Genomic DNA, 19,918 nt, shown 5'->3' with positions numbered 1-19,918 from the left:
GGATTTTAATCCAAGCTTTTTTGTTTAAATGGTGAATATTTAAGATGCAAATAGGTCAAAAGTTTCAAAATTTTTAGAAATAGCGTATAATATAAAAGAGAAAAAGAAAAGAAAAGGATTTCAAAATGAAGAAACAGTTCTTATTACCCATCCTATCTACAGCTTTATTAGCTCCAGCCTTCTTAGCTGGACAAGTATTCGCTGAAGAAGCAACAACTCCTGCAGAAAGTTCAGCTGTCGCAGCAACTCCAGCTCCGTCGACGACTCCAGCTCCGTCGACGACTCCAGCTCCGTCGACGACTCCAGCTCCGTCGGCGACTCCGGCTCCTGTTGAGAGCCCTGCGGTACCGGAAACTTCGGTAACTTCAGAAGCGATTGCACCTGCAGAAGCCCCGTCAGCTCCTGCTGAATCTCCTAAAAGCGAAGAAAAGGACACTGTTATCTTACACACCAATGATGTCCATGGTCGTATTGTAGAGGAAAAGGGAGTCATTGGAGACGCTAAGTTGGCTACAGTCATTGAACAAGAGCGTGCAAAAACCAACCAGACCACCTTGGTAGTGGATGCTGGTGATGCTTTCCAGGGTCTTCCTATCTCAAACTCATCAAAAGGTGAGGCACGTGCTAAGATTCTTAACGAGATGCAGTATGATGCCATGGCTGTAGGAAATCACGAGTTTGATTTCGGACTTGATGAAGCTAAAAAATACAAAGAAATTTTGAAATTCCCCTTGTTAAGCTCAAATACATATGTAGACGGAGCTCGTCTCTTCCAAGCTTCTACTATTGTTGACAAGAATAAGGATGTTGAAGGCGATGAGTTTGTAGTGATAGGTGTGACAACGCCGGAAACAGCAACGAAAACTCACCCTAAAAATGTTAAAGGGGTAACCTTTACTGAGCCAATCGAAGAGGTTAATAAGGTCGTTGAAGAAGTTCAAGCCAAGGCTAAGTCGGAAGGTAAGGATTATAAGCATTATGTAGTCTTAGCCCACTTGGGTGTTGATACAACAACGCCAGTAGCTTGGCGTGGCTCAACACTAGCAGAAACCCTGTCTAAGAACCCTCTTTTGAAAGGGAAACGCGTAACAGTAATCGATGGTCACTCTCATACAGTAGAATCAACGACCTATGGGGATAATGTTACCTATAACCAAACAGGAAGCTACCTTCATAATGTAGGGAAAATTACCTACAAATCTCGTCAGCTATTGGGCAATCCAACTCAGATTGCGGCTGCAGATGCTAAAAAATTACCAGCCAATCCAACAGTTGAAAAACTAGTCAAAGACATTAAACAAAAATACGATGCTGAAAATGCTGTTGAAGTCGTTTCAAACAGTCCTGTTGAACTAAATGGAGACCGTGAAAATGTTCGTGTTCGTGAAACGAATCTCGGAAATGTCGTCGCAGATTCTCTCTACCAGTATGGTCAAACAGGATTTAGTCATCCAACAGATATCGCTGTGACAAATGGTGGTGGCTTGCGTGAGACAATTGCTAAAGACAAACCAATTACAAAAGGAAATGTCATTGCAGTCTTGCCATTTGGAAACACAATCTCACAAATCCAAGTAACTGGTCAGCAAGTTCTGGATATGTTTGAAAAATCACTCGGATCTATTTTGCAGGTGGATAAAGCAGGAAAAACTGTCTTAGACGAAAATGGTCAACCATTGCTCGAACCAAGCGGTGGATTCTTACAGATTTCAGGAGCCAAGGTCTACTACGATACAAACCTAGTCGCAGGTAAACGCGTCTTGGCTATTCAAGTGAAGAATCGTGCAACTGGTCTTTATGAAAAACTAGATTTGGCGAAAATCTACTACCTAGCAACCAATGACTTCCTTGCAGCAGGTGGTGACGGTTATACCATGCTTGGTGGTGCTAGAGAAGAAGGTCCTTCAATGGATGCTGCCTTTGAAGACTATCTTAAAACAGCTGATTTGACTCAGTATGAAAAAGTAAATCCAAATTCACGCACGATTTCTGTGGACTCAAAAACATTTAAACTTCCTGAAGAAGGTAAAGAGCAAGATCCAGCTAAACCAGTAGAAGACCAAGCAACAAAACCGACTCAACCTTCTACTGTAAAAGTTGATTATAAGGTTGCAGATGAGTTTGCTAAGAAACCAGTAGTCTCAGAGAAAGTACTTCCAAATACAGGTAGTGAGCAATCTATTTTCATGATGCTACTTGGTATGATTCTTGGAGCGACAGCCCTCTGGACTAGCCGTAAACAAGAAAAATAATTCTAAAGAATGAAAACATCTCAGGTGTTTTCATCTTTTTTCTTGATTCTTTTTTGGTTTATGATATAATTAACCAGTAAACAATCTGTGGTAATCTATATTGTTTTAGGAAAAAGATGACTAGGAAAGGAGAAGTTCATGAGACAATTAGCAAAAGACATTGATCATTTTTTAAATGAAGTAATCCTGAAAGCTGAAAATCAGCATGAAATTTTGATTGGTCATTGCACGAGTGAAGTGGCTTTGACAAACACTCAGGAGCATATTCTTATGCTCTTATCAGAGGAGTCCTTAACGAATTCGGAGTTGGCTCGCCGTCTCAATGTCAGTCAAGCAGCCGTCACCAAGGCCATTAAGTCCTTGATTAAAGAGGGGATGCTGGAAACTTCTAAGGATCCAAAGGATGCTCGAGTGATTTTCTATCAATTGACAGATCTAGCTCGACCGATTGCTGAGGAGCATCACCATCATCATGAGCACACCCTCTCGACTTATGAACAAGTTGCCAGTCAATTCTCAGATGAAGAGCAACAAATTATTCAGCGGTTTTTAACTGCTTTAGTAGGAGAAATCAAGTAATGAGATACATCACAGTAGAGGATTTGTCCTTCTATTATGACAAGGAACCTGTGCTTGAGCATATCAATTACAGTGTTGATAGTGGGGAATTTGTCACCCTTACTGGAGAAAATGGAGCTGCCAAGACGACTCTTATCAAGGCCAGTCTTGGTATTCTACAACCAAGATTTGGCAAAGTTACCATTTCAAAGACCAACACTCGTGGGACAAAATTAAGAATTGCCTACCTTCCTCAACAGATTGCAAGTTTTAATGCAGGCTTTCCAAGTACCGTTTATGAATTTGTCAAATCAGGTCGTTATCCAAGAAAAGGTTGGTTCCGTCGTCTAAATGATCACGATGAGGAACATATCAAGGCTAGTTTAAACTCTGTTGGTATGTGGGAACATCGGGATAAACGCATTGGCTCCCTCTCTGGTGGGCAAAAGCAAAGAGCGGTCATTGCACGTATGTTTGCTTCAGATCCAGATATCTTTATCTTGGATGAGCCGACGACAGGGATGGATGCAGGTACCAAGAATGAGTTTTATGAACTCATGCACCACAGTGCCCACCATCATGGCAAGGCTGTTTTGATGATTACTCACGATCCTGAAGAAGTTAAGGACTACGCAGATCGTAATATTCACCTGGTCCGAGACCAAGATTCCCCATGGCGTTGCTTCAATGTCCATGAAAGTGACCAGGAGGTGGAGCATGCTTAATCTATTGTCTTATGATTTTATGCAGCGAGCCTTTTTGGCTGTTATTGCCATGAGTCTCTTTTCACCAGTTCTGGGGACCTTCCTTATCTTGCGTCGTCAGAGTCTTATGAGTGATACTCTGAGTCACGTCTCGCTTTCGGGGGTTGCCTTTGGCTTGGTTTTAGGAATTTCTCCGACCATTTCAACCATTGCCATTGTCTTGATTGCGGCGGTCTTCCTTGAATACCTACGTACGGTTTATAAAAGCTTTATGGAGATTGGGACAGCCATTCTCATGTCTACAGGACTTGCAGTTTCACTTATTGTGATGAGCAAGGGTAAGAGCTCTAGTTCTATGAGTCTGGATCAGTATCTTTTTGGTTCTATCGTGACTATTAGTCAAGAGCAGGTCATTGGTCTCTTTGTTATTGCAACGGTTGTTTTAATCCTGACCTTCCTCTTTTTAAGACCCATGTATATCCTGACCTTTGACGAGGACACAGCTTTTGTCGATGGACTTCCAGTGCGTACCATGTCTATTCTCTTTAACATGGTGACGGGTGTGGCTATTGCTCTTATGATTCCAGCTGCAGGGGCACTTTTGGTATCGACTATCATGGTCCTACCAGCAAGTATTGCTTTGCGTCTAGGGAAGAACTTTAGTTCAGTGATGATACTTGCTAGCGCCATTGGTTTTCTTGGCATGGTTGCGGGGCTTTATATTTCCTATTATGCAGAGACACCACCAAGTGCAAGTATCACCATTATCTTTGTAGTTGTCTTCTTGTTAGTCAGCTTACTCAAACGTTTTATCAAATAGGAGAAGTAAATGAAAAAAATAAGCCTACTTTTGGCAAGTCTTGTGACAGTTTTCTTGGTAGCTTGTTCCAATCAAAAACAGGCAGACGGGAAATTACACATCGTCACAACTTTCTACCCAGTGTACGAATTCACTAAGCAAGTAGCAGGGGACACAGCCGATGTCGAACTCTTGATTGGGGCTGGAACAGAACCACATGACTATGAACCATCGCCTAAGGCAGTCGCTAAAATTCAAGACGCTGATGCCTTTGTTTATGAAAATGAGAACATGGAAACTTGGGTTCCCAAGCTGTTAGAATCTCTAGATGCGAAAAAAGTAAAAACCATTAAAGCTACTGGAGATATGTTGCTTCTTCCTGGAAGTGAAGAAGAGGAAGACCATGACCACGGTGAAGAAGATCATCATCACGAGTATGACCCTCATGTATGGTTGTCTCCTGCGCGTGCAATCAAACTTGTAGAACTTATCCGTGATAGTCTTTCAGCTGACTATCCAGATAAGAAGGCGACTTTTGAACAAAATGCAGCAGCCTATATCGAAAAACTGCAAGCCTTGGATAAGGCTTATACTGAAGGACTTTCTAATGCTAAACAAAAGAGTTTTGTGACTCAACACGCTGCCTTTCGTTACCTAGCCTTGGACTACGGACTCAATCAAGTCTCTATCTCAGGTCTCTCACCAGATGCGGAGCCTTCAGCAAGCCGTTTGGCAGAATTGACCGAGTACATCAAGAAAAACAAGATTTCTTATATCTACTTTGAAGAAAATGCTTCTCAAGCTCTAGCCAATACCCTCTCAAAAGAAACAGGAGTGAAGTTAGATGTTCTAAATCCTCTTGAAAGCTTGACCGAAGAGGACATGAAGGCGGGAGAGAATTATATCTCTGTCATGGAGAAAAATCTCAAAGCTCTCAAGCAAACAACTGACCAGGCAGGGGCAGAAATTGAACCAGAAAAGGCAGAGGAAACTAAAACCGTTCATAATGGCTACTTTGAGGATGCCGATGTTAAGGACCGTACCCTGAGTGATTATGCTGGTAACTGGCAGTCTGTCTATCCTTTCCTTGAAAATGGTACTCTAGACCAAGTCTTTGACTACAAGGCTAAATTGACTGGCAAAATGACCAAGGATGAATACAAAGCTTACTATCAAAAAGGTTATCAAACTGATGTATCTAAGATTAACATCACGGATAACACTATGGAATTCATCCAAGGTGGCCAAAGTAAAAAATATACTTACAAGTATGTCGGCAAGAAAATCTTGACTTATAAGAAAGGCAATCGTGGAGTACGCTTCCTCTTTGAAGCGACTGATGTGGATGCTGGACAATTTAAGTATGTTCAGTTTAGCGACCACAATATCGCTCCGGTCAAGGCAGAACATTTCCATATCTTCTTTGGAGGCGCTAGCCAAGAAGCCCTCTTTGAAGAGATGGACAACTGGCCAACCTACTATCCAGATGGCTTATCAGGTCAAGAGATTGCTCAAGAAATGTTGGCTCATTAAATCCAAACAATCCTTCCTACATGGGGAGGATTTTTCTTGTTTTATCAACGTTGAGCATCTGGATTGACATTGTCAGATAAAGACGGTATTGTTACGAGAGTCAGAGTGGAGAACTAGGAGGTTTTATCTTTAAGATAAGTGCTCTTTTTGACAAAGGTCTGTATTAGAGATATAATGTAGAAAAATCGTTTAAGGATAAAGATATGACAAAATCAAAGTACATTACACGTCTCAAACGCTCAGAGGGTCAATTGCGAGGTATTCAAAAAATGATGGAGGAAGAGCGTGATTGTGTCGATATCATTACTCAATTAACAGCAGTGCGATCCAGTGTTGATCGTATTATTGAATTGATGATAACGGAGAATTTAACAGCTTGTATTAACGACCCTTTAGGCGACCCTCAAGCGCAGAAGGAAAGATTGGAAAAGGCAGTTAAATACTTGATTAAACGGAAGTAACAGAATAAAGGCTTACTTGAAAAGTTGATAGAATAGTAAAAGAGCAGTTGGTTTTCTTTAGAGTAAACCAACTGCTCTTTTTGTATTTGATTTATTCTACATCACCGGGCCAGGCATTCATGCCACCTTCTACATTGGTAACGGTGAGACCTTGGGCGCTGAGAAATTGACAGGCAGAGGCAGAACGCACTCCACCTTGACAGATGACATGGTATTCATGGTCAGGTTTGAGTTCTTTGTAGCCTTGCTCCAAGGTACTTAACGGAAGATTTTTGGCACCTGGTGCATGTCCTGCTTGGAATTCATGTACTTCACGGACATCGATAAGATCTAGATTTTCATTTTGATATTTTTCATAAAAGTCAGCCATGCTGATATTAGTTAGCATATTCTACTCCTTCTGGATTAGCCATTTTGTATAGTGAATAAGCGCCGTCAAGGTTTTGGATGGTAAATCCTGCTTGCTTGAGGATACGCTCTGCGATATAGCTACGTAAACCACTGTGGCAGCTGACGATGTAGTTTTGATTTTTGTCTAGTTCATCCAAGCGTTCCCGTAGTTCGTTTAGGGGAATATGAATGGTATCGACTTTGAGTCGACCACTCTGGAATTCGCTACTGGTCCGTACATCCAGGAATTTCTTGCCAGTAGCTATTTCATCTTCTAGCTGGTACCACTGTATATTGTCGCTGAGACCTTCGATAAGGTTCAAGGCTGCGTAACCCAGCATATTGAGGGGATCCTTGGCAGATCCAAATGGCGATGCATAAGTAAACTCTAATTCTGGTAAATCAAAGACAGCGAGATTTGCCTTTATAGCTGTTGCGAGGATATCGATTCGCTTGTCAACACCTTTCTTCCCAACTCCTTGGGCACCATAGATTTTGCCACTGGTTGGGTCAAAGAGGAGCTTTAAGGTGATATCAGTAGCACCTGGATAATAACCAGCGTGGTCTTTCCTGCTGACATGAATTGCCTTGTATGGGAGTTGATTGTCATTAAGAGTGCGCTCGCTAAGACCTGTCGAAGCAGCGGAATACCAAAAGCACGAACGATAGCAGTACCGATACTACCCTTGTTTTTGCGCTCCATTCCAGCAATTATGTCTGCCACTTGACGTCCTTGACGGTTTAGAGGAGAAGCTAGTGAGATGATAGTATCTTCCATGAGATGTCTGAGACGAGTCGCCACTGACATACCACCTGCAACTCATCCAACAATGATAATCTTCATTGAGTTTCTTCCTTTTAGTTCTATATAGTTTCGCCTGTCCAAGCGATCATACCGCCTCGGACGTTGATAACATCATAGCCTTTTTTCTTGAGCTTTTTAGCAGCCATCTTACTTCGGACACCAGAATGACAGATGACATAGAGAGTTTCTTTTGTCGCAGGTGTGTAAGATCCGATTTCGGTTAGAGGAATATTCTTTGCGTTTTTGATATGACCTCTACGGAATTCCGTAGGCGTCCGAACGTCCAATAGCTGAATCGGTTCCTTAAGTTTAGCTTCTAATTCGCTGGTAGAAATACTATCAATTTTTGTAAATAAGTAAAACATAGGCGCCTCCAAATATACCTCTATAGGGTATATTAAACCACTAAGAAGTGCTTTTGTCAAGTAAGTTGAATTGATCAGCATTCTTTCTTACTTAGAAAATTTTTTGTGCTTTTCCAGTATGTTAGATGATACCCTACAAACAAGGGAGAAGCGTTTTTTCAGTTGGTTGGCAAGATATATCATACAAGTGATTCTAATTATTCAAGAACGAACCTCTGAAAACATTCTTTTCAGAAAACGAAGACCATCTATACTAAAGCAAGAAAAATCCTTCAAAGGACTTGAAAAATTAGAGAAAATCGGGTATAATATGAGTAATCATTTGTCGTAGGTTTTGTCTGAAATATTGTCCGGACAAGGCTCACAGCAGTTAAATCTCCTGAAAAAAGTCAGATTTAACTGCTCTTTTTGTGCTTTTTTTCGGTATTTTTTGCATCTGTAACAGAGATTTAAAGATTCTGAAAAATTAGTCAAGGGGGATAAGTTGATAGGGGTTTTAGAACCATTAAACGATAATTATTAGCTTAGGTGACTAAGCTTGGAACTTTATTTACAAAGGAGAATCATCTTGGCAGGACATGACGTTCAATACGGGAAACATCGTACCCGTCGTAGTTTTTCAAGAATCAAAGAAGTTCTTGACTTACCAAATTTGATTGAAATTCAAACTGATTCATTTAAAGATTTCCTAGACCATGGTCTGAAGGAAGTGTTTGAAGATGTATTGCCGATTTCGAACTTCACAGAAACAATGGAGTTGGAATTTGTTGGCTACGAAATCAAAGAACCTAAATATACGCTTGAAGAAGCTCGCATCCATGATGCTAGTTATTCAGCACCAATTTTTGTAACTTTCCGCTTGATTAACAAAGAAACTGGCGAAATCAAAACTCAAGAAGTCTTCTTTGGAGATTTCCCAATCATGACTGAGATGGGTACTTTCATCATCAATGGTGGTGAACGTATTATCGTATCACAGTTGGTGCGTTCTCCAGGTGTTTACTTTAATGATAAAGTAGACAAAAACGGTAAAGTGGGCTACGGTTCAACTGTAATCCCTAACCGTGGAGCTTGGTTGGAACTGGAAAGTGACTCAAAAGACATCGCCTACACTCGTATCGACCGTACACGTAAAATTCCGTTTACGACCTTGGTTCGTGCGCTCGGTTTCTCAGGTGATGATGAAATTTTCGATATCTTTGGTGATAGCGAGTTAGTTCGCAATACAGTAGAAAAAGATATCCATAAAAACCCAATGGACTCTCGTACAGACGAAGCTTTGAAAGAAATTTATGAGCGTCTTCGTCCAGGTGAACCAAAAACTGCTGAGAGTTCACGTACCTTGCTTGTGGCTCGTTTCTTCGACCCACGTCGTTATGACTTGGCAGCTGTTGGACGCTACAAGATTAACAAGAAATTAAATATTAAAACTCGTTTGCTCAACCAAACAATCGCTGAACCATTGGTGGACCCTGAAACTGGTGAAATCTTGGTTGAAAAAGGTACTGTAATGACTCGCGATGTCATCGAAAGTATCGAAAGTCACTTGGATGGCGATTTGAACAAGATTGTCTACACTCCAAATGACTCAGCTGTTTTGACAGAACCAGTTGTTCTTCAAAAATTCAAGGTTGTGGCACCAACTGATCCAGATCGTGTTGTAACAATCATCGGAAATGCAAATCCAGATGATAAAGTTCGCACTATCACTCCGGCAGATATCCTTGCTGAAATGAGCTACTTCCTTAACTTGGCTGAAGGTATCGGTCGTATCGATGATATCGACCACCTCGGAAACCGTCGTATTCGTGCTGTTGGTGAATTGCTTGCCAACCAAGTACGTCTTGGACTTTCACGTATGGAACGTAATGTTCGTGAACGTATGTCTGTTCAAGATAACGAAGTATTGACACCTCAACAAATCATTAACATCCGTCCAGTGACTGCAGCGATCAAAGAATTCTTTGGTTCTTCACAATTGTCACAGTTCATGGACCAACACAACCCACTTTCTGAGTTGTCTCACAAACGTCGTTTGTCTGCCTTAGGGCCTGGTGGTTTGACACGTGACCGCGCTGGATATGAAGTGCGTGACGTGCACTACACTCACTATGGTCGTATGTGTCCAATCGAAACACCTGAAGGACCAAACATCGGTTTGATCAACAACTTGTCTTCATACGGGCACCTCAACAAGTATGGTTTCATTCAAACACCATACCGTAAAGTTGACCGTGCAACTGGTAAAGTTACCAACGAAATTGTTTGGTTGACTGCCGATGAAGAAGATGAATACACAGTAGCTCAGGCTAACTCTAAATTGAACGCAGATGGAACTTTTGCTGAAAAAGTTGTCATGGGACGTCACCAAGGGGTTAACCAAGAATATCCAGCATCTAGTGTAGATTACATGGACGTTTCTCCTAAACAGGTAGTTGCCGTTGCGACAGCATGTATTCCTTTCTTGGAAAACGATGACTCCAACCGTGCCCTCATGGGTGCCAACATGCAACGTCAGGCTGTTCCTTTGATCGATCCTAAAGCGCCTTTCGTTGGTACTGGTATGGAATACCAAGCAGCCCATGACTCAGGAGCTGCAGTTATTGCACAACATGGTGGTAAGGTTACCTATGCGGATGCGGACAAAGTAGAAGTTCGTCGTGAAGATGGTTCCCTTGATGTTTACCACATCCAAAAATTCCGTCGTTCAAACTCAGGTACTGCTTATAACCAACGTACCCTTGTTCGAGTTGGCGATGTCATCGAAAAAGGTGACTTTATCGCAGATGGACCTTCTATGGAAAAAGGTGAAATGGCGCTTGGACAAAACCCAATCGTTGCCTACATGACATGGGAAGGTTACAACTTCGAGGATGCCGTTATCATGAGCGAACGCTTGGTGAAAGACGATGTTTACACATCTGTTCACCTCGAAGAATACGAATCAGAAACACGCGATACAAAGCTTGGACCTGAAGAAATTACTCGTGAAATTCCAAACGTTGGTGAAGATGCCCTTAAAGACCTTGACGAGATGGGTATTATCCGTATCGGTGCTGAGGTTAAAGAAGGGGATATCCTTGTAGGTAAAGTAACACCTAAGGGGGAAAAAGACCTTTCTGCTGAAGAACGTCTCTTGCACGCTATCTTCGGTGACAAATCTCGTGAAGTTCGTGATACTTCCCTTCGTGTACCACACGGTGCCGATGGTGTCGTTCGTGATGTTAAAATCTTTACACGTGCAAACGGTGATGAATTGCAATCTGGTGTCAACATGCTGGTTCGCGTATACATCGCACAAAAACGTAAGATTAAGGTCGGAGATAAGATGGCCGGACGTCACGGGAACAAAGGGGTTGTCTCTCGTATCGTTCCTGTAGAAGACATGCCTTACCTTCCGGATGGAACTCCAGTCGACATCATGTTGAACCCACTTGGGGTGCCATCACGTATGAATATCGGTCAGGTTATGGAGCTTCACCTTGGTATGGCGGCTCGTACTCTTGGTATTCACATCGCAACACCAGTCTTTGACGGAGCAAGTTCTGAAGATCTTTGGGACACTGTCAAAGAAGCAGGTATGGATAGCGACGCTAAGACTATCCTATACGATGGTCGTACTGGTGAACCATTTGATAACCGTGTGTCAGTTGGTGTCATGTACATGATCAAACTTCACCATATGGTTGATGATAAATTGCACGCTCGTTCAGTCGGACCATACTCAACCGTTACACAACAACCACTCGGAGGTAAAGCTCAGTTTGGTGGACAACGTTTCGGTGAGATGGAGGTTTGGGCGCTTGAAGCCTATGGTGCATCAAATGTTCTTCAAGAAATCTTGACTTACAAGTCTGACGATATCAACGGACGTTTGAAAGCTTATGAAGCTATTACAAAAGGAAAACCAATTCCAAAACCAGGTGTTCCAGAATCATTCCGAGTTCTTGTAAAAGAATTGCAATCTCTTGGTCTTGACATGCGTGTCCTTGACGAAGATGATCAAGAAGTGGAACTTCGTGACCTTGATGAAGGAATGGACGAAGATGTCATCCACGTAGATGACCTTGAAAAAGCCCGCGAAAGAGCAGCTCAAGAGGCTAAAGCAGCCTTTGAAGCAGAAGAAAATGCAAAGGCGGAAGCAACAGAAGAAGCTGCTGAACAAGAATAAGTAGTTCACTTATAATAGAAAGGGAAGAAATAGTGGTTGATGTAAATCGTTTTAAAAGTATGCAAATCACACTAGCTTCTCCAAGCAAAGTCCGTTCATGGTCTTATGGAGAAGTCAAAAAACCTGAAACAATCAATTACCGTACGTTGAAACCAGAACGTGAAGGACTCTTTGACGAAGTGATCTTTGGTCCTACAAAAGACTGGGAATGTGCTTGTGGTAAATACAAACGCATTCGTTACAGAGGGATTGTTTGTGACCGTTGTGGTGTTGAAGTAACGCGTACAAAAGTTCGTCGTGAACGTATGGGACACATCGAGTTAAAAGCTCCTGTATCTCATATCTGGTATTTCAAGGGGATTCCAAGCCGTATGGGCTTGACCCTTGACATGAGTCCTCGTGCCCTCGAGGAAGTTATCTACTTTGCTGCTTATGTGGTGATTGATCCGAAGGATACTCCACTTGAGCACAAGTCTATCATGACAGAGCGCGAATACCGTGAGCGCTTGCGTGAGTATGGATACGGATCATTCGTTGCCAAGATGGGTGCCGAAGCTATCCAGGACCTCTTGAAACAAGTAGATCTTGAAAAAGAAATTGCTGAACTCAAAGAAGAGTTAAAAACAGCTACTGGACAAAAACGTGTCAAAGCTATCCGTCGTTTGGATGTTTTAGACGCTTTTCACAAGTCTGGGAACAAGCCTGAATGGATGATTCTCAACATCCTTCCAGTTATTCCACCAGATCTTCGTCCAATGTTGCAGTTGGATGGTGGCCGTTTTGCCTCATCTGACTTGAACGACCTTTACCGTCGTGTTATTAACCGTAACAATCGTTTGGCTCGTTTGCTTGAGTTGAACGCACCAGGTATCATCGTTCAAAATGAGAAGCGTATGCTTCAAGAGGCGGTTGACGCTTTGATTGACAATGGTCGTCGTGGTCGTCCGATTACAGGACCAGGTAGCCGTCCACTTAAATCATTGAGCCACATGCTCAAAGGTAAACAAGGACGCTTCCGTCAAAACTTGCTCGGTAAACGTGTTGACTTCTCAGGACGTTCGGTTATCGCCGTTGGTCCAACTTTGAAGATGTACCAATGTGGTGTGCCACGTGAAATGGCAATCGAGCTCTTTAAACCATTCGTGATGCGTGAAATCGTTGCCCGCGATATCGTTCAAAACGTGAAAGCGGCTAAACGCTTGGTAGAACGTGGAGATGAACGTATCTGGGATATCCTCGAAGAAGTGATTAAAGAACACCCAGTGCTTTTGAACCGCGCGCCTACCCTTCACCGTTTGGGTATCCAAGCCTTTGAACCTGTCTTGATTGACGGTAAAGCCCTTCGCTTGCACCCACTTGTCTGTGAAGCCTACAATGCCGACTTTGACGGTGACCAAATGGCCATCCACGTACCGCTCTCAGAAGAAGCCCAAGCAGAAGCTCGTATCTTGATGCTTGCTGCTGAGCATATCTTGAACCCTAAAGATGGTAAACCAGTTGTTACTCCATCTCAGGACATGGTTTTGGGTAACTACTACTTGACCATGGAAGAAGCTGGTCGTGAAGGCGAAGGCATGGTCTTCAAGGACCGTGACGAAGCTGTCATGGCTTACCGTAATGGTTATGTTCACCTTCACTCACGTGTTGGTATCGCAACAGATAGCCTTAACAAACCATGGACAGAAGAGCAAAAACACAAAATCTTGCTTACAACTGTTGGTAAAATCCTCTTCAACGATATCATGCCAGAAGGACTACCTTACTTGCAAGAGCCAACTAACGCGAACTTGACAGAAGGTGTTCCGGCTAAGTACTTCTTGCCATTAGGTGGAAATATCAAGGAAGCTATCGATGGACTTGAACTCAACCCGCCATTCAAGAAGAAAAACCTTGGAAATATCATCGCTGAAATCTTCAAACGTTTCCGTACGACAGAAACATCTGCCCTACTTGACCGTATGAAGAACCTCGGCTACCACCATTCAACCCTTGCAGGTTTGACAGTGGGTATTGCTGATATTCCAGTCGTTGAAGACAAGGCTGAAATCATCGAAGAATCACACAAACGTGTAGAACAAATCACAAAACAATTCCGTCGTGGTATGATCACAGATGATGAACGCTACAATGCTGTTACAGCTGAATGGCGTGCTGCCCGTGAAAAACTCGAGAAACGTTTGGTTGCTAACCAAGACCCTAAGAACCCTATCGTTATGATGATGGACTCTGGAGCCCGTGGTAACATCTCAAACTTCTCACAGCTTGCCGGTATGCGTGGTCTGATGGCTGCTCCGAACGGACGTATCATGGAATTGCCAATCCTTTCAAACTTCCGCGAAGGTTTGTCAGTACTCGAAATGTTCTTCTCAACTCACGGTGCCCGTAAAGGGATGACTGATACGGCCCTTAAGACAGCCGACTCAGGTTACTTGACTCGTCGTTTGGTTGACGTTGCCCAAGACGTTATCATTCGTGAGGATGACTGTGGAACTGACCGTGGTCTCTTGATCCGCTCTATCACAGAAGGTAAAGAGATGATTGAGTCTCTCGAAGAACGTCTCAATGGTCGTTACACTAAGAAAACTGTTAAACACCCAGAAACTGGTGCAATTATCATCGGTCCAAATGAATTGATCACAGAAGACAAGGCTCGTGAAATTGTTAATGCTGGTGTCGAAGAAGTAACCATCCGTTCAGTATTTACATGTAACACTCGTCATGGTGTCTGCCGTCACTGTTATGGTATCAACTTGGCGACTGGAGATGCGGTTGAAGTCGGTGAAGCAGTTGGTACAATCGCTGCCCAATCTATCGGGGAACCTGGTACACAGCTTACAATGCGTACCTTCCACACGGGTGGAGTTGCCTCAAATACCGATATCACTCAGGGTCTTCCTCGTGTCCAAGAAATCTTTGAAGCCCGCAATCCTAAAGGGGAAGCGGTCATCACAGAAGTCAAAGGGGAAGTTACAGCAATCGAAGAAGATGCTTCAACTCGTACTAAGAAAGTCTTCGTTAAAGGTGAAACTGGCGAAGGCGAATACGTGGTACCATTCACAGCCCGTATGCGTGTTGAAGTCGGCGATCAAGTATCTCGCGGTGCAGCCCTTACAGAAGGTTCTATCCAACCAAAACGTCTCCTTGCTGTACGTGATGTCTTGTCAGTTGAAACTTACCTCCTCGGTGAAGTACAAAAAGTTTACCGTAGCCAAGGGGTAGAAATCGGTGACAAACACATCGAGGTAATGGTTCGTCAAATGATCCGCAAAGTTCGTGTCATGGATCCAGGGGATACAGACCTTCTCATGGGTACTCTCATGGATATCAACGACTTTACAGATGCCAACAAAGATGTTCTTATCGCAGGTGGTGTTCCAGCAACTGGTCGCCCAGTCCTTATGGGAATTACCAAAGCCTCACTTGAAACAAATAGTTTCTTGTCAGCTGCTTCCTTCCAGGAAACAACTCGTGTCCTTACAGACGCAGCTATTCGTGGTAAGAAAGACCATCTCCTTGGTCTCAAGGAAAATGTTATCATCGGTAAGATCATCCCAGCTGGTACTGGTATGGCTCGCTACCGTAACCTTGAACCACAAGCAGTCAACGAAGAGTCACTCCTTGCAGATTCACAAGAAGAAGCTCCAGTAGATACTTCTACGGAAACGGTTGAAGTTGGAGAGTAAGCACATAAGTCTGCACAAAAAGAGGGTCATCCCTCTTTTTGTACGTATAGATACTGAAAATTCTATGCATGTTTTCTAGAAAAAATGATAGTAAATTGAAATAAAAAAACATTACTTTTAATTTTCAAAATAGTGAGCAAAAAGCTTTAAAAATAAGTATAATAGTGCTAAAATAAGACGTTGCTTGTTTAGAGAATTGTTAAAAACAACGCATAAAAATATAACAATATATACACTCCCGAAAGGGTAATGGAGGTAAATCATGAAAAATGATCTGTTTAACGACCGAATTAGTCGATTCTCGATCCGTAAGCTTCATGTAGGAGTTTGCTCGGTCTTACTCGGAACGTTGGTAATGCTCGGAACAGCTGCAAACGTTAGTGCGGATGAAGCTGTAGAGGACAAAAAAGTTGACGGAGTTGCAGCTACAACAGAAGTAGACAAAGCTGAAGCTCCTGTAACTACAGAAGCAGCACCTGCTAAAGAAGTAACTTATAAAGCAGAAGCAGCACCTGCAGTTTCTACTGAAGTAAAACCTGAGCTAAATAGCGAAAAATTGGCAGCTTACGTTGCTGAAATTGAAGCAAACGTGGCAAATGGTAAATACAGCAACAAGACAGACGAGAGCGTTGAAATTCTTAAGGTAGGTCTTGCCAATGCTAAAAATGCACTTACTTCTGCTACAAGCCAAGCTGAACTTGACGCATCTTACCAATCACTTGTAACGATTGTAAATGATAAACTTAAGGAAAAAGAAGTACCTACAAAACCTGCAACCGCAGAAGAAAAAATTGCAGCAGGTCAAGAAGCTCCAGCGTCTGAAAACGCTCCTAAACGCCGTTCTCGTCGTGCTGTTGGTGACGCAAATGATCCAAGCTTGATCGCGGATGACGTTGAGGACGCAACTTCAACTCCAAAAGTTGAAAAACCAGGCTTTACAACAGATATTGATCCCAAATCTATGACTAGTCAGATTACTTGGTTGGACTTTGGAGATGTAGCCAACTGGACAGGAGCAAAAACAATCCAGGTCGCTAAAAATGAATTTAAACCAAATGACCTAACAGAGAGCTTAGCACTTCAAGTTGGGGCTACTTATACCAAGGAAATCATGCCTGGCTATGTAGTCACTGTAAAAGTTAAATCTTTGAAACCATTCCAAGCAACTGAAATCTATAAAAAACGGATGGAAGAGCAAGGGGCTACAGAAGCCGAAAAAGCAACTTATGACCCAAATGCTAAAAATGGCTATGTAAGTAAAGTTACTTCACCAATTGCTAAGCAATATTATAATGAAGGAAAAGAAGCCGACGTTATCGCTGATGCCCAAACTAGTTGGAGTGAAATCAAACTAGAAAAGGTTGATACCAAAAACAAGAAGACGACCATGGGTTCTGCATATAATGGTGGGAATATTGGGGTTCAATTTGAAATCTCTGCAACCTTCCGTGGTAAGAAAGTTAAGCCAGCTGTTGTTATGGCTGATGGAGAGTCTGCTAACCCTGGTGAATTTGTTATGTTCACTACCAACGGACAAGGTTGGCAGCACATTGGGGAATGGAAGAAGTTTAACAGACCAGCCACCTCTGTACCTTATCAACCACAAGATGCAGAAAACCTTTTGGGACCTACACCTAAATATAATAACATTAACCTAAGACAACTTCGTGATTCTACTGAAGTTGGACCAGAAAAGAAACCAGTAGCATGGAAGTACTTTGGAAATCCTGACCAAGTTACAGGTGGTCTAGGAACTGGTATCTTTGGACCAAATATTTCTGCAGGTAATAACACAGTTCCACTCGTGATGACACGTGGAGCATCTGAAGTGGGGCTTTATATCGCTTCAGGTGGTAAACAGTCAGCAATGCTAGGATTCTTCCCACTTGATGAAGGGGATGCTCCTGAGTCATATGGTAAGGCAGTCCATACCATTGCAACTGTTGACGGTGTTACTGGAGCTAAAGTAAATCAACCGTATCTTGGTAGCGTTAGCCCAGATATGGATGAAAACACTACTCAAGACTGGTTCGGTGATGATAAGACAACTACGGCCGATGAAGGAATTAACCAATTGCTTCCAGATGAACTCAAAGGTACAACTAATGAGATGATCAAAATGGACCGTACCAAACCAGGCAACTACAAGATGTCAGTTCAAGCTCATACGGATGGAGCTTCAGAAGCACATATCTATGGTTGGGTAGACTTTAACCAAAATGGTAAATTCGATGAAGATGAACGCTCAAATCTCGCTACAATCACACAAGATGGCACTGTTGAGTTGACCTTTGCAAACAGCAAGACTTACGTCGACCCAAGCGTTAAAGAGTTAGGTGCTCGTGTTCGTATCGCTAAGAAAGCGAACGAGATCGAAAGCCCAACTGGCATGGCCTTCTCAGGGGAAGTAGAAGACTTCAAGACTCAAATCACCCACCCGCCAAAAGGGGAATTTAAGGAAACTTCTGGCCCTCAAGGTACGAAACAATCAGCAACTGTTGCCTTTACAGCTCGTGGTGAACACAAGTATGAACGTGATTCTAAGGCAGTTATCGACGAGACAGTAGAACCATACATCGTTGACAAAGATGGCAACCGTGCAACACTTGATGCAGACGGTTACTACGTCGTTCAAGGACAAGGTAAGTACAAGATTACTGCTAAAGGTAAAGATGTAGATGTTGAGTTTATTCCTGAGGACAACTTCCTAGGAACTGCTGATGGTATCTCTATCCGTCGTTCAGATAATAATGGCTATGATACAGGCTGGTCAACAAAATTCCCAGACCAAGAAGCTAACGTAGACACAATATTGAACACAATGGATGGTCTTTACATTCCAACTGTAACACCGATTGACATTGAAGGGGTTGACAAGACTTCTAAAGATATTCAAGGTGCGACTCAAAAAGAAACACCAACCTTTAACACAACTGCGTCTAACGCAAAAGGTGACAAGATTTCCATCACCCCAAGTGCAGAATATCCTGCTAAGTTGGTAGACCCAGCAACTGGTCGTACTATTGATGCGACATCTGTAACAGTAGCAGGAGAAGGAACTTACACTATCAATCCTACAACTGGTGAAGTAACCTTCACTCCAGAACCAAGCTTTACTGGTACAGCCAAAGGTGTGGAAGTTACATTGTCAGCGCCAGTTGGACGCAATAAAGATGGTAAGATTCAAGAAGAGTACATTAAGACTGCTACGGCTAAGTACACTCCAACTGTAACTCCAATTACCATTACTCCAACAAACAAGGTTTCTGAGGACATCCAAAATGTTCCACAAACTCAAACACCTACATTTGATTTGAGCAATGACAAGACTGCGAAAATCACAAGTAAGAAATTGGTAGACCCAGCAACAGGTCAACCTACTGATGAAAAAACTGTCACCGTGCCTGGCGAAGGAACTTACACAATCGATCCTTCTACAGGAGCTGTTACATTTACTCCTGAAAAAGACTTTGTCGGACCAGCTAAAGGCGTTAAGGTTCAAGCAACTGCAACTATTACAAACGGAAAAGGTGAAACTTCAACAATCACTGCTGAAGCAAGCTACACGCCAACTGTAAAATCAGCTGCTCCAACAGCTAAACCAGCTACATCTAAAGATATCCAAGGTGCGACTCAAACAGGTACACCAAAATTTGCAGGTACAACTGTTTCTGTTAACGGTGAAGATAAAGAAATCACTATTAAAGATAACAGCTACACACTTTTGGATAAAGATGGTAATGAAGTTACAACTACAACGGCTTATGCTGAAGATGGAACAACACCAATCGGTACATTCACAATCGACCCAGCAACTGGTACTGTAACATTCACACCAACTGATAAATCTTACACAGGTAAAGTAACTCCTGTTAAGGTTCAAGCTGAAAGCTCAAATGGTATTAAAGTTGATACAACTTACACACCTGAGATTGTTCCGGTAACACCAACTGCAACACCAGCTGAAACAACAGACATCCAAGGTGCAACTCAAAAAGGTAAACCTGAATTCAAGGGTGGAACTGTTACAGTTGATGGAGTAGAAAAAACTGTTCCAATGAATGATGACGTTCCAGCAACATTTGACGATGGTTCAACAACTAAGACAGTTGAAGGTGTTGGTACTTACACAGTAGCACCAGACGGAACAGTAACATTTGTTCCTGAAAAATCATTTGTTGGTAAAGCTCCATCAGT

Annotated in this window: 11 protein-coding genes and 1 pseudogene; 9 read left to right on the top strand and 3 right to left on the bottom strand. The window is 42.6% G+C overall.

What is annotated here, in order from left to right:
• Positions 1–125: 125 nt before the first annotated feature.
• From nt5e to AB8E63_RS07665, 6 genes are all read left to right on the top strand, one after another.
• Positions 126–2,252 carry a cell surface ecto-5'-nucleotidase Nt5e gene (gene nt5e, locus AB8E63_RS07690; RefSeq protein ID WP_368910673.1) on the top strand — a complete coding sequence of 709 codons (2,127 nt, stop codon included), beginning with the start codon at positions 126–128 and terminating at the stop codon, positions 2,250–2,252.
• 138 nt (positions 2,253–2,390) lie between these two features.
• Positions 2,391–2,831 (top strand): zinc-dependent transcriptional regulator AdcR, encoded by a 441-nt coding sequence (gene adcR, locus AB8E63_RS07685; RefSeq protein ID WP_368910672.1) that lies wholly within the window; start codon positions 2,391–2,393, stop codon positions 2,829–2,831.
• Positions 2,831–3,535 (top strand): metal ABC transporter ATP-binding protein, encoded by a 705-nt coding sequence (locus AB8E63_RS07680; protein ID WP_368910670.1) that lies wholly within the window; start codon positions 2,831–2,833, stop codon positions 3,533–3,535. The genes adcR and AB8E63_RS07680 overlap by 1 nt, the downstream gene beginning before the upstream one ends.
• A complete protein-coding gene (locus AB8E63_RS07675; RefSeq protein WP_368910668.1) occupies positions 3,528–4,334 on the top strand; it encodes a metal ABC transporter permease in 807 nt (268 codons plus the stop codon). The genes AB8E63_RS07680 and AB8E63_RS07675 overlap by 8 nt, the downstream gene beginning before the upstream one ends.
• A 9-nt stretch (positions 4,335–4,343) precedes the next feature.
• Positions 4,344–5,846 (top strand): zinc ABC transporter substrate-binding protein AdcA, encoded by a 1,503-nt coding sequence (locus AB8E63_RS07670; RefSeq protein ID WP_368910666.1) that lies wholly within the window; start codon positions 4,344–4,346, stop codon positions 5,844–5,846.
• Positions 5,847–6,049: 203 nt separating this feature from the next.
• Positions 6,050–6,307 (top strand): metal-sensitive transcriptional regulator, encoded by a 258-nt coding sequence (locus tag AB8E63_RS07665; protein ID WP_223334787.1) that lies wholly within the window; start codon positions 6,050–6,052, stop codon positions 6,305–6,307.
• 91 nt (positions 6,308–6,398) lie between these two features.
• Here the strand turns inward: AB8E63_RS07665 and AB8E63_RS07660 are convergent, their stop codons facing one another.
• From AB8E63_RS07660 to AB8E63_RS07650, 3 genes and pseudogenes are all read right to left on the bottom strand, one after another.
• Entirely contained in the window at positions 6,399–6,695 is a 297-nt protein-coding gene (locus tag AB8E63_RS07660) for a rhodanese-like domain-containing protein (RefSeq protein WP_368910664.1), read from the bottom strand.
• Positions 6,685–7,472 (bottom strand): annotated as a pseudogene (locus tag AB8E63_RS07655) (rhodanese-like domain-containing protein); the annotation flags it as partial. The pseudogene AB8E63_RS07655 and the gene AB8E63_RS07660, both read right to left, overlap by 11 nt.
• Before the next feature lie 89 nt (positions 7,473–7,561).
• Positions 7,562–7,867, bottom strand: coding sequence for a rhodanese-like domain-containing protein (locus AB8E63_RS07650; RefSeq protein ID WP_368910663.1), 306 nt, complete (start codon positions 7,865–7,867; stop codon positions 7,562–7,564).
• A gap of 568 nt (positions 7,868–8,435) precedes the next feature.
• Here AB8E63_RS07650 and AB8E63_RS07645 point away from each other — a divergent pair.
• The 3 genes from AB8E63_RS07645 to AB8E63_RS07635 form a co-directional block, all read left to right on the top strand.
• Positions 8,436–12,038, top strand: coding sequence for a DNA-directed RNA polymerase subunit beta (locus tag AB8E63_RS07645; protein WP_036757936.1), 3,603 nt, complete (start codon positions 8,436–8,438; stop codon positions 12,036–12,038).
• 32 nt (positions 12,039–12,070) lie between these two features.
• Complete coding sequence (rpoC, locus tag AB8E63_RS07640; RefSeq protein WP_368910662.1) at positions 12,071–15,721, top strand: DNA-directed RNA polymerase subunit beta'; 3,651 nt, start codon at positions 12,071–12,073, stop codon at positions 15,719–15,721.
• A 262-nt stretch (positions 15,722–15,983) separates the two neighbouring features.
• A partial coding sequence (locus tag AB8E63_RS07635) for a CshA/CshB family fibrillar adhesin-related protein (RefSeq protein ID WP_368910661.1) occupies positions 15,984–19,918 on the top strand: 3,935 nt, incomplete at its 3' end.

It is taken from the genome of Streptococcus sp. oral taxon 061, assembly GCF_964211575.1.
Classification (GTDB): Bacteria; Bacillota; Bacilli; order Lactobacillales; family Streptococcaceae; genus Streptococcus.
Note: the sequence above shows the minus strand (reverse complement) of the source record. Positions and strands in the feature narration are given on the sequence as shown.

Coding starts and splice junctions, on each gene's coding strand:
- adcR (WP_368910672.1), top strand. CDS start 2,391: ATGAGACAATTAGCAAAAGACATTGATCATTTTTTAAATGAAGTAATC.
- AB8E63_RS07665 (WP_223334787.1), top strand. CDS start 6,050: ATGACAAAATCAAAGTACATTACACGTCTCAAACGCTCAGAGGGTCAA.
- AB8E63_RS07670 (WP_368910666.1), top strand. CDS start 4,344: ATGAAAAAAATAAGCCTACTTTTGGCAAGTCTTGTGACAGTTTTCTTG.
- AB8E63_RS07650 (WP_368910663.1), bottom strand. CDS start 7,867: ATGTTTTACTTATTTACAAAAATTGATAGTATTTCTACCAGCGAATTA.
- AB8E63_RS07660 (WP_368910664.1), bottom strand. CDS start 6,695: ATGCTAACTAATATCAGCATGGCTGACTTTTATGAAAAATATCAAAAT.
- nt5e (WP_368910673.1), top strand. CDS start 126: ATGAAGAAACAGTTCTTATTACCCATCCTATCTACAGCTTTATTAGCT.
- AB8E63_RS07675 (WP_368910668.1), top strand. CDS start 3,528: ATGCTTAATCTATTGTCTTATGATTTTATGCAGCGAGCCTTTTTGGCT.
- AB8E63_RS07680 (WP_368910670.1), top strand. CDS start 2,831: ATGAGATACATCACAGTAGAGGATTTGTCCTTCTATTATGACAAGGAA.